This window comes from Actinophytocola sp. (assembly GCF_009379765.1).
In the GTDB taxonomy this organism is placed as follows: domain Bacteria; phylum Actinomycetota; class Actinomycetes; order Mycobacteriales; family Pseudonocardiaceae; genus Actinophytocola.
The window spans coordinates 59,103-72,673 of record NZ_WHTD01000021.1; the positions used below are offsets into that span (position 1 = coordinate 59,103).

General features: G+C 69.3%; 16 protein-coding genes. 4 read left to right on the forward strand and 12 right to left on the reverse strand.

Annotated elements, in window-relative coordinates; genetic code table 11:
- Window positions 1-25: 25 nt before the first annotated feature.
- The 3 genes from GEV28_RS09210 to GEV28_RS09220 are packed head-to-tail and all read right to left on the reverse strand — an operon-like array spanning window position 26 to window position 2,900.
- Window positions 26-601, reverse strand: coding sequence for a nitroreductase family protein (locus GEV28_RS09210; protein WP_291410654.1), 576 nt, complete (start codon window positions 599-601; stop codon window positions 26-28).
- 1 nt (window position 602) lies between these two features.
- Window positions 603-1,889, reverse strand: coding sequence for a signal recognition particle-docking protein FtsY (gene ftsY / locus GEV28_RS09215; RefSeq protein WP_291410656.1), 1,287 nt, complete (start codon window positions 1,887-1,889; stop codon window positions 603-605).
- A 30-nt stretch (window positions 1,890-1,919) separates the two neighbouring features.
- Window positions 1,920-2,900: a zinc-binding dehydrogenase gene (locus tag GEV28_RS09220; RefSeq protein ID WP_291410657.1), complete on the reverse strand. Its 981-nt coding sequence runs from the start codon at window positions 2,898-2,900 to the stop codon at window positions 1,920-1,922.
- Between GEV28_RS09220 and GEV28_RS09225 the strand changes: the two genes are divergently transcribed.
- The gene (locus tag GEV28_RS09225) at window positions 2,899-3,120 is read left to right on the forward strand and encodes a hypothetical protein (RefSeq protein WP_291410659.1); all 222 of its coding nucleotides are present in this window, start codon (window positions 2,899-2,901) and stop codon (window positions 3,118-3,120) included. The two genes, GEV28_RS09220 and GEV28_RS09225, sit on opposite strands and share 2 nt — an antisense overlap.
- On the opposite strand, the gene GEV28_RS09230 is transcribed toward GEV28_RS09225, so the two are convergent.
- The 8 genes from GEV28_RS09230 to ngcE form a co-directional block, all read right to left on the reverse strand.
- Window positions 3,114-3,815: a DUF6082 family protein gene (locus GEV28_RS09230; protein ID WP_291410661.1), complete on the reverse strand. Its 702-nt coding sequence runs from the start codon at window positions 3,813-3,815 to the stop codon at window positions 3,114-3,116. The genes GEV28_RS09225 and GEV28_RS09230 overlap by 7 nt on opposite strands.
- Window positions 3,816-3,892: 77 nt before the next feature.
- Window positions 3,893-4,528: a DUF6879 family protein gene (locus tag GEV28_RS09235; RefSeq protein WP_291410663.1), complete on the reverse strand. Its 636-nt coding sequence runs from the start codon at window positions 4,526-4,528 to the stop codon at window positions 3,893-3,895.
- The gene (locus GEV28_RS09240) at window positions 4,521-4,853 is read right to left on the reverse strand and encodes a hypothetical protein (RefSeq protein ID WP_291410665.1); all 333 of its coding nucleotides are present in this window, start codon (window positions 4,851-4,853) and stop codon (window positions 4,521-4,523) included. Before GEV28_RS09240 ends, GEV28_RS09235 begins: the two co-directional genes overlap by 8 nt.
- Window positions 4,854-4,878: 25 nt before the next feature.
- Complete coding sequence (locus GEV28_RS09245; protein WP_291410667.1) at window positions 4,879-5,514, reverse strand: DUF6879 family protein; 636 nt, start codon at window positions 5,512-5,514, stop codon at window positions 4,879-4,881.
- Window positions 5,507-5,788 (reverse strand): hypothetical protein, encoded by a 282-nt coding sequence (locus GEV28_RS09250; protein WP_291410669.1) that lies wholly within the window; start codon window positions 5,786-5,788, stop codon window positions 5,507-5,509. The genes GEV28_RS09245 and GEV28_RS09250 overlap by 8 nt, the downstream gene beginning before the upstream one ends.
- A 77-nt stretch (window positions 5,789-5,865) precedes the next feature.
- Entirely contained in the window at window positions 5,866-6,792 is a 927-nt protein-coding gene (locus GEV28_RS09255) for a carbohydrate ABC transporter permease (protein WP_291410671.1), read from the reverse strand.
- Entirely contained in the window at window positions 6,789-7,775 is a 987-nt protein-coding gene (locus GEV28_RS09260; protein WP_291410673.1) for a carbohydrate ABC transporter permease, read from the reverse strand. Before GEV28_RS09260 ends, GEV28_RS09255 begins: the two co-directional genes overlap by 4 nt.
- 14 nt (window positions 7,776-7,789) lie before the next feature.
- Complete coding sequence (gene ngcE, locus GEV28_RS09265) at window positions 7,790-9,211, reverse strand: N-acetylglucosamine/diacetylchitobiose ABC transporter substrate-binding protein (protein WP_291410675.1); 1,422 nt, start codon at window positions 9,209-9,211, stop codon at window positions 7,790-7,792.
- 222 nt (window positions 9,212-9,433) lie between these two features.
- Between ngcE and GEV28_RS09270 the strand changes: the two genes are divergently transcribed.
- From GEV28_RS09270 to GEV28_RS09275, 3 genes are read left to right on the forward strand one after another with little or no spacing between them, the layout of a single operon-like run.
- Window positions 9,434-10,660, forward strand: coding sequence for an anhydro-N-acetylmuramic acid kinase (locus tag GEV28_RS09270; protein ID WP_291410689.1), 1,227 nt, complete (start codon window positions 9,434-9,436; stop codon window positions 10,658-10,660).
- Between the two features lie 3 nt (window positions 10,661-10,663).
- Entirely contained in the window at window positions 10,664-11,152 is a 489-nt protein-coding gene (locus GEV28_RS42215) for a hypothetical protein (protein ID WP_367115063.1), read from the forward strand.
- Window positions 11,110-12,285: a hypothetical protein gene (locus GEV28_RS09275; RefSeq protein WP_367115064.1), complete on the forward strand. Its 1,176-nt coding sequence runs from the start codon at window positions 11,110-11,112 to the stop codon at window positions 12,283-12,285. Before GEV28_RS42215 ends, GEV28_RS09275 begins: the two co-directional genes overlap by 43 nt.
- On the opposite strand, the gene GEV28_RS09280 is transcribed toward GEV28_RS09275, so the two are convergent.
- Window positions 12,282-13,250, reverse strand: a complete 969-nt coding sequence (locus GEV28_RS09280) for a GNAT family N-acetyltransferase (RefSeq protein ID WP_291410677.1) — start codon at window positions 13,248-13,250, stop codon at window positions 12,282-12,284. The genes GEV28_RS09275 and GEV28_RS09280 overlap by 4 nt on opposite strands.
- Between the last annotated feature and the right edge of the window lie 321 nt (window positions 13,251-13,571).

Genomic DNA, 13,571 nt, shown 5'->3' on the forward strand with positions numbered 1-13,571 from the left:
CCCCCGGCGCGGGACGCGACGTTCGTCACCACCGGCCGCGGTGCACGACGTCGTCAGACGAACGCCGGGATCGGGTTCGGGGCGAACCGGACTGCTCCGGCTCGTCGGCGTAGCCGATCGCCACCGCGCCGATCGGCTCGTGGTCGTCGGGCACGCCGTACAGCTCACGGAACGGTGCGACGTCCTCGGGCATGATCCCGAAGTACAGCGCGCCGAGGCCGGCGTCGACGGCGGACTGCAGGATCAGCAGCGTGGCCATCCCGGTGTCGATGTGCCAGAACGGGACCGGCCAGCGGGCCTCGTCGCGGTCGGTCCAGCCCTTGTCCGGCTGGGCGTAGCGGTCGAGGTACACCCGCTTGCAGGACAGCGGCACGATCAGCAGCGGCGCGGTGCGCACGCCGTTGCCCTTGGGCCGCATCGCCCAGAACCTGGCCAGGTCCTCGCCCTCCAGCACCAGGAACGCCTGGCCCTGGGAGAACCCGGCGGACGGGCCGCGGGTGGCGTTGTGCAGAATCCGGTCGAGGATCTCCGGCGGGACCGGCCGGTCGGCGAGGAACCTGCGGACCATGCGGCGGCGGCGCACCACGTCCTGGAACTCCACCTCACACCCCCAGCAACGCGTCGACGAACGCGCCCGGCTCGAACGGCGCCAGGTCGTCGGCGCCCTCGCCGAGGCCGACGAGCTTGACCGGCACCCCGAGCTCGCGCTGCACCTGGAAGACGATGCCGCCCTTCGCGGTGCCGTCGAGCTTGGTGAGGACGATCCCCGTGACGTCCACGACCTCGGCGAACACGCGGGCCTGGGTGAGCCCGTTCTGGCCGGTGGTGGCGTCGAGCACGAGCAGCACCTCGTCGACCTTGGTCTGCTTCTCCACCACCCGCTTGACCTTGCCGAGCTCGTCCATGAGGCCGGTCTTGGTGTGCAGCCGGCCCGCGGTGTCGACGAGCACGGCGTCCACCCCGGCCTCAATGCCGCGCTTGACCGAGTCGAACGCGACCGCGGCCGGGTCGGCGCCCTCCTTGCCGCGCACGACCTCGGCGCCGACCCGCTCGGCCCAGGTGGCGAGCTGCTCGGTGGCGGCGGCGCGGAAGGTGTCCGCGGCGCCGAGCACGACCGTGCGCCCCTCGGCGACGAGTACCCGGGCGAGCTTGCCGGTGGTGGTGGTCTTGCCGGTGCCGTTGACGCCGGCGACCAGGACGACCGCGGGCAGCTTCGTGCCGTCGCTGTGGTGCGGCAACGCGCGGACGGCGCGGTCCATGTCCGGGTGCAGCGCGTCGACGAGCACGTCGCGGAGCAGCGCCCTGACCTGCTCGGCGTTGCGCACGCCGCGAGAGACGAGCTCGGCCCGCAGCCGGTCGACGACCTCCTGGGTGGTGCCGACGCCCAGGTCGGCGAGCAGGAGGCTGTCCTCGACCTCGGTCCAGGAGTCCTCGTCGAGGTCACCGGCGCCGAGCAGGCCGAGCAGGCCCTGGCCGAAGGTGGAACGGGAGCGCGACAGCCGGCCACGCAGCCGCTCCAGGCGGCCCGAGGTCGGCTCGATCTCCTCGACCGGCCCGGCCGGCGCTTCGGCGACCGGCGCGGGCGCGGGCGCCTCGACGACCGGGGTTTCCATGGCCGGAGCCTCGGACTGGGTCGGGACCTCCGGTGCCGGCGCTTCGGCCTCCTCAGCCGGCTCGGCCTCGACCTGCCGCTCGGCCTGTTTCTGGCCGCCCGGCGCGAGGCTGATGCCGCCGCCGGCCAGGTAGCCACCCTTGGCCTTCGGCTCGTCGACGGCCTTCCGCTCGGTCAGGCTGATCCGCCGCCTGCGGCGCAGCGTCACGCCCACGACCAGCGCGAGCGCGAGCAGAACCACGACGACGACGATGATCACGATCACGGTGCTCGACACGACCGCCATCCTCGCATCAAGCCCCGTCGGTCACGGCACGAGCACCACCTTGCCGACGGTTCCCCGGTTCTCGAGCTCGGTGTGCGCCCGCGCGGCTTCCGCCAGCGGAATCGCCTCGTGGGTCAACGGCACGATCCGCCCCGCGAACACCTCGGCCAGCGCCCGCTCCTCCAACGCCCGCAGCGCGCCCGGAACCGCGATGATCCGCTGCCCGATCGGCACGGACACGGTCAGCCCGCGCCCGTAGAGGTCCTCCGCACGCAGCTCCGGCGGCGACCCCGCCGACCAGCCGAACATCACCAGCCGACCGGCCACCCCGAGCAGCTCCATCGCGTGCCGCCCCACCTTCCCGCCGACCCCGTCCAGCACGACGGTCACCGCGCGGTCCGCGAGCGCCGCCCGCACCTCCTCGGGCCAGCCGTCCGACGTGTAGTCGAACACGAGCTCGGCGCCGAGCCCGCGCACCACGTCGAGCTTCGCCGGCCCGGCCAGGCCGATCACGATGGCCCCGATGTCGCGCGCCGCCTGCACCACGAACGCGCCGATGCCGCCGGCCGCCGCGGGCACCAGCACCACGTCGGAGTCGGTGATCCGCGCGTCGTCGAGCACCGCCATCGCCGTGCGCCCGGTGCCGATCGTGGCGACGGCGGCCGCGTCGGAGACCCCGGCCGGGACCTCGTGCAGCGCGGCGGCGGCGACCACTGCCAGCTCCGCGTACCCTCCGCGCTGCGTGTTGAGATACGCCACCACCCGCTTGCCGAGCCACGCCGGGTCGACCCCGTCACCGAGCGCGTCGACGACCCCGGCGACCTCCCGGCCCGGCGTCATCGGCAGTGCCGGCAACGGGAACGGGCCGCCGCCCACGCCGGACCGGATCGCCGTGTCGAGCAGGTGCACCCCGGCCGCGCCGACCCGGATGCGAACCTGCTCCGCGGCCGGCACCGGGTCGGGCACCTCCTCGTACCGCAGGGTCGACGGCGGACCGAACTCGTGCTGGCGGATCGCGTGCATGCCACCGACGCTAGGACCTCGACCTAACTGGAGGTCAAGCCGGCTCGGTCAGCGCCGGCGCGGCACCCAGATCGACCACCACAACGATCTAGCGACCCTCTACTTCGGCCACCGCGACCAGTACGTCATCACGCTTGGCAGAGACAATCTCAGTCAGCTGGTCGACCTCGGCGCGGCCGCCCACCGGGAGCTGGCCACCACGCCGGCCCAGGATCAGTGACCGCGCAGCGCGCGGCGGACTGCCCGAACCACCACCAGGGCAGCCGCCGCGCCACCGCCCGCAGCCACCAGCACGGTCAGCCACCACCGGTCGGCGCGGGGCGCATCCGGCACCGGCAGTGACTCGGGCGCGACGGTGGCCGGCGGTGTCGCCGGCAGCTTCTTGATCGTCTCCTTGTAGGTCTCCTCCAGCACCCGGTGGAATCGCCTGGCCCGTCGGCCTGAGTAGTTGTCCCGCCAGAAGGTCCCGGCATTCCGCCAGTAATGGCGCCCCGGGGCACTCGCGAACACACTCGTGGCCGTAGCCCGGAGCAGGGTGTCCGACATCTCGCCGACCTCGTACTCCGAATACCAGTGCGCGACGACCAAGTTGACGTACGTGTACTGGCCTTCGGCGGCGAAGGAGTCGGTCAGGTATGGCCCCCAGCATTCCATATAGCGCGGATCGTCCATCGCCATTCGCATCAGCTCGACGTGATGGCCGCGACGCGCGTTCTTGCGTGCCGCACTGGCCTCCCGGCTCTGAGTTACCAGGGACACGACCACGCCGAGCAGGGCGACGGCGGCGACGATGGCCGACACGGCGCCGTAGGTCTCGCCGATGTCGCTCAGGCGATTCCAATCGACCTGGTCGCCATTGTCGAGCGCACGCAACGCCAGCGGGGACAGCACGACCAGACCGACCGAGACGACCACGAGTAGCAGTATCGCCACAAAGAACACGACCCTGCCGGCTGACGCTCCGGCGCGCCGTGATCGGCCACGCTGCCGGGTCACGAACGCGCGGTCGGGCTGAATTCCGGTTCGACGACCGGAGCCGGCAACGGCGCGATCTCGCGTTCGAAGAAGGTCTGGAAGTCCTCGCCCTGGGCGTGGAGCGCCTGAACCTCAGCGCGACAGCCGGCGATCAACTCGGGATCGGTGAACTTCCGGCCACCGGCGAGCACCCCAGAATCGTCATACAGAACCTCATACATGGCAAGCGAACCCATGAAGACCAGCTCGGGCACGATACCGCCCGTCTCGAACCGGGCGACGGCCTCCGGCCCAACAACACGGAGGTTCTCCCCGCACTCCACGCGGATCTTGAACTGGTGCATCTCCCAGTGGAGGTAGGGGGTGACCGGGAACTCAACCACACGGACCCGGTGCGAGGTGTAACCCAGACTTGCGTCCTCGGCGAACTCCGCGACAACCAAGGAACGCTCGCGTTCCGCCTGTGCCAATGACTCCTTCCACTGGCCTACCGCGAACAACCGCCAACTGGCGTCGTACGGCTCCTGGAACTGCTGAATCCGTTCGAGCTTGTCGAATCGGTCGATTCGACGCCAATACTGGTTCGAGTCATCCAGGTAAGCCTGCACCGGACGGAAGACTTCGCCCGGTGCCTCGCGAACCCGGTCAAGCATCTGGGATGTCTGTCTTCGCGGCGACGAGCATGGCATGTGGAATCACGACGAGTCGTTCGTCGTGAACGACGGTCACACCTTCCGGTAGGCGCCCAGCATACGCATCGGTGAGGTCGCGCCCGACAACAGCCACGCCCCCATTCGAGAGCTCCCAAATGTCAGGGCAGCCTTGCTTTCCCTTGGAGTCCGTCAGTTCCTCGGCTGACTTACCAAATCGTCGGACGAAGGCCGCGTCGGGGTCAGCCTCCCATCCTCTCCACCCATTACCGGTCATCAGCGGGCCCCTCTCAACAGATGCGGACACAGAAAGTGTCCCATCGACCACGCTGCGAAAGCTATCTCCGGCCTGGTCACGAACCGGCGGTCGGGCTGACCTCCGGTTCGACGACCGGGGCCGGCAGCGGCGCGATCTCGCGCTCGAAGAACGTCCGGAAGTCCTCGCCCTCACCATAAAGCGCCTGAACCTCGGCGCGGCAGCCCTCGATCAACTCGGGATCGGTGAACTTGCGACCGCCGGCCAGCACGCCGGTCTCGTCGTACAGCACCTCGTACATGGCCAGCGAGCCCATGAAGATCAGCTCAGGCACGATACCGCCCGTCTCGAACCGGGCGACCGCCTCCGGACCGACGACGTGAAGGTTCTCCCCGCACTCGACGCGAACCTTGAACCGGTGCATCTCCCACTGGAGGTACGGGTCGATGGGGAACTCGACCACCCGGACCCGGTACGACTGGTAACCCAGCCGGGCGTCCTCGGCGAACTCCGCGACGACGTTGGGTCGATTCCGCTCGGTAAGTTCGAGGGACCCCTCCCACCGGCCCGCCGCGAATGCGCGCCAACTGGCGTCATACGGCTCCCGGAAATGCTGAATCCGCTCCAGCTTGTCGAACCGGTCGATCCGCGCCCAGTACTGGCTCGAATCGTCCAGGTACGCCTTGGTAGGCCGGAACGTCTCGCCCGCTGCCTCGCGGACTCGATCAAGCATCTGGTATGTCCCTCTTCGCTGCGACAATCGTGACGCGCGGGATCACGACGACGCGCTCGTCATGAACGACCGTCACCCCGTCCGGTAGGCGGTCAGCATACTCGTCGGTGAGGTCGCGACCGATGACCGCCACGTCCCCGTTGGACAGCTCCCAGATGTCCGGGCAGCCATTCTTTCCGTTCGTCGGCGGGCCGTCGAGCTTCGCCGGATGCGTACCGAGGCGGCGGGTGAATGTCGCACCAGGGTCTGCTTCCCATCCTCTGCTGCTGACCATCGCACTGTCCTGTCTCGCGGAGTTATCGATACGCACAGTATCGGCCGCGACACGTACCGAAAGCAACGGCGCTGCCGCTACTTCAGTACGCCCGCGGTGAGGCCGGCCTGGACCTGGCGCTGGAACAGGACGTACACGATCAGCACCGGCAGCAGCGCGATCACCAGACCGGCGAACAACGCCGTCCAGTCGCCGCGGTACCCCTGGCTGATCACGAGCGCCGCCAAACCCTGCGCGAGCACCTTCTTGTCCGGCTCGTTCATCAGCACCACCGGCAGCACGTACTGGTTCCAGTGCCCCAGCACGTTGAACAGGCCGATGCTGATCAGGCCCGGCTTGGCCATCGGCAGCATGACCCGGAAGAACAGGCCGAAGTGCGAGCACCCGTCGACGATGGCCGCCTCGGCGATCGACGTCGGCTGGGTGCGGAAGAACGCGGTCAGAAAGAACACCGTGAACGGCATCGAGAACGCCACATACACCAGCGCCAGCGACAAGTGGCTGTTCAACCCCAGCAACGAACCGAGCAGCGGCAGGTTCTCGGTGTTGCGCACCACGAAGAACAGCGGCACCAACGCGAGAAAGACCGGGAAGATCAGCCCACCCACGAACCCGAAGTAGATCACCCGGTTACCCCGGAACTCGTAACGCGCCAAGACATAGGCGGCCATCGCACCCAGCAGCATGGTCAGCGGCACCGAAATGACGATCACGATCACACTGTTGACGAAATACTGCCCGATGTTCGCGACCGTCCACGCCCGGGAGTAGTTCTCGAAGTGCGCTGCGTCCGGCAACGACCAGGGACTGGACAGGAACTCCGAGTTCGTCTTGAACGACGACACGATCGCCCACAGCAGCGGCAGCGTGGTGATCAGGCCCCAGATCAGCAGGAAGGTCCCGTTGAGCAGGCTGAGCGCGCCCGCGCCGGCACCGACCCCGGGGCCACGGCGGCGGGGCGGCCGCGGCAGCAAGGTCACCGGCGGGTCCTGAACGGCCGTCATGACAGCTCCACCCGCTCCCGCCGGGCCGCCCGCAGGAACAGCACCGCGACCAGCAATGTCAGCAGCAACAGCACGACCCCAATCGCGGAGGCGTAGCCGAACCGGTACCGGTTGAACGCGGCGCGGTAGAGCGCCACGCCGAGCACGTCGCCCGCGCGGGACGGCCCGCCGCTGATGCCCAGCATGATGTGCACGAGCGCGAAGGCGTCCATCGCCTGGATCGCGAGGTACACCCAGCCGACCTGCACGGTGTCCCACACCAGCGGCAGCGTCACGCGCCGGAAGGTGGTGTACCGGCCGGCGCCGTCGAGCAGCGCCGCCTCGTAGATCTCCTTCGGGATCGACTGCATCGCCGCGGAGAACAGCACGACGTAGAAGCCGACGAACGACCAGATCATCACCAGCACGACGACCCAGAACGCGAAGTTCGGGTCACCGAGCCAGGGCTTGGCGAGCGCGTCGAGGCCGATCGCGCTGAGCAGGCCGTTGAAGATCCCGCCTGCCTCGGTCGGCGCGAAGACGTACTTGAACAGCACACCGATGATCGCGACCGAGAGCACCTGCGGGAAGAAGTAGACGATCTTGTAGACGCCCGACCCGCGGACGCCCTGGATGCCGGACCGCCCGCGCCTGCCCACGTTGAGCATCGACGCGAAGAACAGCCCGAGCAGGACCGTCACCGCCGGGACGACGACCAGCAGGATCCCGTTGTTGCGCAACGCGATCAGGAACTGGTCGTCGTCCATGAGGCGGACGTAGTTGTCGAAACCGATGAACGTCTGGCTGGCGGTGAGGCCGGTCCAGTCGGTCAGCGAGATGTAGATCGCCTGGGCGTAGGGCGAGACCACGAACAGGGCGTAGATCCCGACCGGCACCAGCAGGAAGGCCAGGACGAACCCGTTCTTCCCGTGGTGCAGGGCGGGACCTGCCTTCGAGGTCGGCCGGCGCGGCACGGTGTTTCGAATGGACACGTCGGTCGACAACGAACGCTCCGGACTCAGCGGGTGTACTTGGTGACGGAGTCGTCGTCGCGGATCTTCTTGGCCTCGGCCTCGCAGCCCTCGGCCCACTCGTCGACGGTCTTGCGGCCGGCCAGCAGGTCACCGGTGACCGCGTTGATACCCGGGTTCTCCATGTCGCCGTACCAGGTCGGGTACATCCAGTTGATCACGTTGTCGCCGGCCGCCTTGAGCGCCGACTGCGCGGAGGTGAGGCCCGGCGGAAGCTGCACACCCTCGGCGGAGTCCTTGACGACGGTCAGGCTGGACACCTGCTCGGTGAAGCCCTTCGCGCCCGCCCTGGACAGCATGATCCGCATGTACTCCAGGCCACCGCGCGGGTTCTTCGCGGCCGCCGGCACCACGTAGGGCTCGCCGGGCGAGGCCCGCAGCGTCTCCTTGGGCATCGCGGCGTCGCTCGAGAGCAGCGGCTCGGCCATGTACGCGAACTCGAAGTCGCCCTTGGTGACGTCCTTCTGCTCGCTCTCCAGCCACGACCCGCACGGCACGAACGCCGCCTTGCCGGCACTCCACTGGCCCTGGGACTGGATGTGGTCCATGCCCTCGGAGCCGGCGAGGAAGAAGCCGCTCTTGCGCAGGCCGGCCAGGGCGTTGGCGGACTCCTTGACCGCCTCGTTGCCCCAGGCGCCCTCCTCCAGGTTGTCGATCGCCTTGAGGATGTCGGCGCCGCCGAGCTTGGCGGCCATCGTGAGCAGCGGCCAGTTCATGTACCGGGCGTGGATGCCCTGGTAGGTCCAGGGGGCGACGCCGGCCTTCTTGATCTCCGTGCAGAGCGCGGTCATCTCGTCCCAGGTGGTGGGGACCTCCCACTGGTGCTTGTCGAAGAGCGTCTTGTTGTACCAGAGGCCGAATACCGTGAGCGCCATGTGCATGACGTAGGGGGCGTCGCCGAACGTGCCCTGCTCGACCGCGCCGGGAACCAGCGTGTCGCGCACCTTGACGTCGGGGTCGTCCCAGCTCGGCGCGTCGTAGAGATCGGCGAGGTCGTAGAGCTGCTTGTCGGAGACGAGCTGGCCGAGCGGGATCTGCCCGTCACCGGAGTCGTTCACGAAGTCCGGCGGGTTGCCGCCGACGAAGCGCGACTGCAGGGCACCCGCGATGTCGACCTCGGCCTTGTGGTTGATCTTGGCTTTCGGGTACTTCTCCTTGTACATCGGCTCGTGCACGTCGGTCGCGTACTTGTCGCCGAAGCCGCCGTTGAAGATGTAGATCTCGATGGGGGAGTCGGTCGGGACACCCAACGGGTTGTCGGCGGAGGTCTCGCCCTCGGTCGCCTCCTGGCCGCCACCGGAGGTGGCACAGCCGACCAACACACTCGAGCCCGGCAGCACCAGGGCGCCGGTGGCCAGGGCGCCACGCAGGAAGTTTCGCCTGCTCCAATCCGCCGAAAACTTGGTCATCCTCGCTCCTCGTGTCCTCAACTTTGGGTGTGGCCAATCCCACTCCCCGACGCAGGGTGCCACAGTATCGCCCTGGTCTATACCTTCCGTGGAGAATACTCAACCGTTCGTGACATCGATTTGGTCAAGAACTAACCTCACGTCTTGCGGGCGGCCCGGGAGGTGTCATACCCAAGTGCCGTGACTTCGTGCCGAGTGATCGGGCTGCTGTCCGGAACGTCGATGGACGGCATCGACGTGGCGGTGGCCGAGCTGCGCCTGACCGACGAGACCATCGATCTCGTGCCGCTGGGCCACGCCGGGGTGCCCTACCCCACCGCGCTGCGCAACGCGCTGCTCGCGGCCCTGCCGCCGGGCGGCTGCACCGCCGAGGAGCTGTGCCGGCTGGACACCGAGGTCGGCCAGGCGTTCGCGGCCGCCGCGAACGACGCGCTCGGCGCGATCGCCGACGGGCAGGCCGACCTCGTCGCCTCGCTGGGCCAGACCCTCTTCCACTGGGTCGAGGACGGCCACGCGCTCGGCACGATGCAGATCGGCCAGCCGGCCTGGATCGCCGAGGCCACCGGGCTGCCGGTGGTCGCCGACCTGCGGGCGCGGGACGTGGCGGCCGGTGGTCAGGGCGCGCCGCTCGCCAGCGTGCTCGACCGGCTGTGGTTGCGCGAGATCCGCTCGCAGGATCGAGCCTCGGACCGCGAGATCTGCTCGCAGGATCGAGCCAGGAATACGGCGCCGGCCGGCTCGGGCGTCGTCGCGGGGCTGAACATCGGCGGGATCGCCAACATCACCGTGGTGACGCCGGACGAGCCGGAGCTCGCGTTCGACACCGGGCCGGGCAACGCGCTGCTCGACGCCGCCGCCCGGATGATCTCCAACGGCGCATGGCAGCAGGACGTCGACGGTGACCTTGCCGAGCAGGGCCGCTGCCGCACGGACCTGCTCGAGATCATGCTGGCGGACGCCTACTACACGGCGCCGCCGCCGAAGTCGACCGGCAAGGAGCACTTCCACACCGACTATCTGCGAGCCGCGATGGCCAAGGTGCCCAGGGTCAGCGGCCCGGACCTGCTGGCGACGCTGGTCGAGCTGACCGCGACCACGGTCGCCGACGCGTGCCGCGCACACGGCGTGACCCGGGTGGTCGCCTCCGGAGGCGGGATGCGCAACCCGACGCTGAGGGCAGCGCTGCGCCGGCTGCTCGCGCCCGCCGAGCTGGTCGGCAGTGACGAGCTCGGCCTGCCCGGCGACGCCAAGGAGGCGTACCTGACCGCGCTGCTCGGCTTCCTGACCTGGTCGGGCATCCCGGCGAACGCGCCGAGCGCCACCGGCGCGAAGGGGCCGCGGCTGCTCGGCAGCATCACCCCGGGCAGCGCCGCCCTGCGCCTGCCCGAACCCACGACGACGACCGTCACCCGGCTGCGGGTGAACCAGCCGGCGATCAGCGGGAGGTAGCCGGTGCGCGCGCTCGACATCGCGATCATCGTGGTCTTCCTGGTCGGGATGCCGTTGCTCGGCATCCTGATCGGCGGCCGGCAGAAGTCGGCGACCGACTACTTCATCAGCGAGAAGAAGATCTCCTGGTGGGTGGTCTACCTGTCGGTCGTGTCGGCGGAGACGTCGACGCTGACCGTGCTCTCCGCGCCGGTGGTCGCCTACCTGGCGCCGGAGCAGGCGGGCGGCATGACCTACCTGACGCTGGCGTTCGGCTACATCGTCGGCCGGATCATCGTGTCGTTCGTGCTGCTGCCCCGCTACATCGCCGGCGACCTGGTCACCGCGTACGCGTTCCTCGGCAAGCGGTACGGCGACGGGATGCGCGCGACCGCGTCGGTGACCTTCCAGTTCACCCGGCTGCTCGCGGACGGCATCCGGCTGTTCGCCACCGCGATCCCGATCAAGGTGTGGTACTCGCCTCGTACGGTATCACCGCGTCCTACTGGGTGATCGTCGCCGTGCTCGGCATCGCGATGGTGTTCTACACGTTCGTCGGCGGCGTGCGCGCGGTCGTGTGGGTCGACGCGATCCAGATGCTCTGGTACGTCATCGGTGGCCTCATCGTGGTGGTCGCGCTGGCCGGGTCGCTGCCGGACGGGTGGTTCGGCGACGCGATGGACGCGTCGAAGTTCCAGGTGTTCGACTTCTCCTCCAACGCACTGACCGGCAGCTTTCCGTTCGTCGCCGCGTTCTTCGGCGGCGCGATGCTGGCGATGGCCTCGCACGGTGTCGACCAGCTGATCGTGCAGCGGCTGATGTCCACCCGGGACGTGCGCGCGGCGCAGAAGGCCCTGGTCGCGAGCGGTGTGGTGGTGCTGGCGCAGTTCGCGTTCTTCCTGTTCATCGGCGTGCTGATGTGGGCGTTCTACCAGGCGGCGGTGCCCACGGACCCGGTCTCGGCCGGCGGGCTCGGCCTGGGCAACAAGGACGAGCTGTTCGCGAACTTCACCGTCACGGAGCTGCCCTCGGGCCTGTCCGGGTTCGTGATCGCCGGCATCCTGGCCGCCGCCCTGTCCTCGTCGCTGGGTGCGCTGGCGTCGGCGACGGTGACCGACGGGTACGAGCGGATCTCCCGCCGCACGCTGTCCGACACCGACCGGCTCCGGCTCGGCCGGATCTGGACGGTGATCTGGGCCGGTCTGCTGATCACCTGCGCGGGGCTGTTCGCGACGGCCAACCAGACGGCCGCCGACCCGATCGTGGTGCAGGCGCTGGGGATCACCGGGTACACCTACGGCGCGCTGCTCGGCGCGTTCCTGCTCGGGCTGATCGTCAAGCGCGCGACCCAGACCGACGGGATCGTCGCGTTCGCGGTCACCGTCGCGGTGATGACGTTCGTGATCCTGGGCGTGAAGTTCGTCGGCCTGGCCGTTGGCCACCGACCCGGTGGCCAACGGCTACGGCGAGTGGTCCACGGTCCGGATCGACTTCTCGGCGGCCGCACCGGCCGAGGGCGTGCGCAGCCTGGTGAGCTGGTGGTACACCCCGCTCGGCGTGGCGGTCATGCTGATCGTCGGCGGGTTGCTCGCGCTGCGCCACCGCGACCGGCCGGCGCCGGAGCCGGCGGAGCAACGGACGGCTAAGGCTGCGTGACGCTCAGGTCGGCCGCCGGGTGGTGGTCGGTCTTGCGGTAGCTCACCAGCTCGGTGTGCAGGGTGAAGCCGAGCGCGGTGAACATCCGTTCCGACGCGTCGTTGCCCAGGCGGATCAGCGCGGTGGCCCGGTTGCGGGCGCCGGTGTGGGTGGCGAGCTCGACCAGCAGCCGGCGGACCAGCTGCCGGCCGGCGCCGAGGGACCGCACGGCCGGGTCGACGCCGACCATGTCCACGTAGTACTCGTCGGCCTGGGTGACGCCGGCCGCGTAGCCCAAGACGCCGGACGCCCCGTCGCGCAGGACCACCACGGTATGGACGGAGCCGTCGGCGACCAGCCGGTGGCCGGGGGTCGGCGCGGTCGGGAAACAGCGGTCGTGCAGCCCGGCGACCGCGGCGCGGACCTCGGCGTCGGCGGACATGAGCCCGATCCGGTCCTCGGCGGGCGAGCGGCCGGCCGGGCGGACGAGCAGCGCCCGCAGGTCGGCGCCGGTGAGGGCGAACAGGCGCATCGACTTGTCCACGGCCACGTCGTGGCGGGCGGCGAAGTCGGCGAGCAGCCGGTTCCGCCGGTGCCCGAACATGTCGAACATGGTCACCGCGGCCATCCGGGGCAGCCGGTCGGCACGGTCGAACAGGGCGTCGGCGGTGGCCTGCCAGAGCTGGGCGGCCGCGGGGTGGTTGGCGGGCACGTCGACGTACGGCCCGTAGAGGTAGGCGCGGTGCAGCTCGTCGTCGACCTCGATACTCAGGACCCCGCGTACCCGGCCAGTCCGGTCGGTGGCGACGACCGCGCCGGACACCCAGTCGGGGCGCAGACCGGCGAGCTCCTCGGCCACCTCCTCGACGGACTCCCCGTGGAACGCGATGAGATGTGCCGGGTCGGCCTGCAGCCGGGCGATCAGCTCGATCACCACGTCGAGGTCGGCCGGCGTCGCCCGTCGGACTGTGTACATAACGGAAATCTTGAACTCCTCAGGGTGATCGACGCGAGTGGATTTATCGCCCCGACGGGCAGTATCGGCCGGCTGCTCGGGCAGCATCCGGACTTCGATGCGCTTCCGTTACTCACCCCATCGGGAGATGGCCCATACTTCCTCACCTGCGGGGGTACTGTGCCTCCACCCAATCGAGTGCTAAGGAATTGTCTCAAATTAACTTGTACATGTCGTGATTGTTCTGTCATGGTTCTGGTATGGCCATGGTCGTGGAGATCGATGAGCAGGTCCTGGCGGCGAAGTTCGGGACGATCCTGCCGCACTTGGATGAGCGGCAGC

What these genes read in the sequence shown, in the direction of transcription:
- GEV28_RS09250 (WP_291410669.1), bottom strand. Translation starts at nt 5,788, where the DNA reads ATGGTCAGCAGCAGAGGATGGGAAGCAGACCCTGGTGCGACATTCACC.
- GEV28_RS09255 (WP_291410671.1), bottom strand. Translation starts at nt 6,792, where the DNA reads ATGACGGCCGTTCAGGACCCGCCGGTGACCTTGCTGCCGCGGCCGCCC.
- GEV28_RS09280 (WP_291410677.1), bottom strand. Translation starts at nt 13,250, where the DNA reads ATGTACACAGTCCGACGGGCGACGCCGGCCGACCTCGACGTGGTGATC.
- ngcE (WP_291410675.1), bottom strand. Translation starts at nt 9,211, where the DNA reads ATGACCAAGTTTTCGGCGGATTGGAGCAGGCGAAACTTCCTGCGTGGC.
- GEV28_RS09245 (WP_291410667.1), bottom strand. Translation starts at nt 5,514, where the DNA reads ATGCTTGATCGAGTCCGCGAGGCAGCGGGCGAGACGTTCCGGCCTACC.
- GEV28_RS09220 (WP_291410657.1), bottom strand. Translation starts at nt 2,900, where the DNA reads ATGCACGCGATCCGCCAGCACGAGTTCGGTCCGCCGTCGACCCTGCGG.
- GEV28_RS09235 (WP_291410663.1), bottom strand. Translation starts at nt 4,528, where the DNA reads ATGCTTGACCGGGTTCGCGAGGCACCGGGCGAAGTCTTCCGTCCGGTG.
- GEV28_RS09225 (WP_291410659.1), top strand. Translation starts at nt 2,899, where the DNA reads ATGCCACCGACGCTAGGACCTCGACCTAACTGGAGGTCAAGCCGGCTC.
- GEV28_RS09270 (WP_291410689.1), top strand. Translation starts at nt 9,434, where the DNA reads ATGGACGGCATCGACGTGGCGGTGGCCGAGCTGCGCCTGACCGACGAG.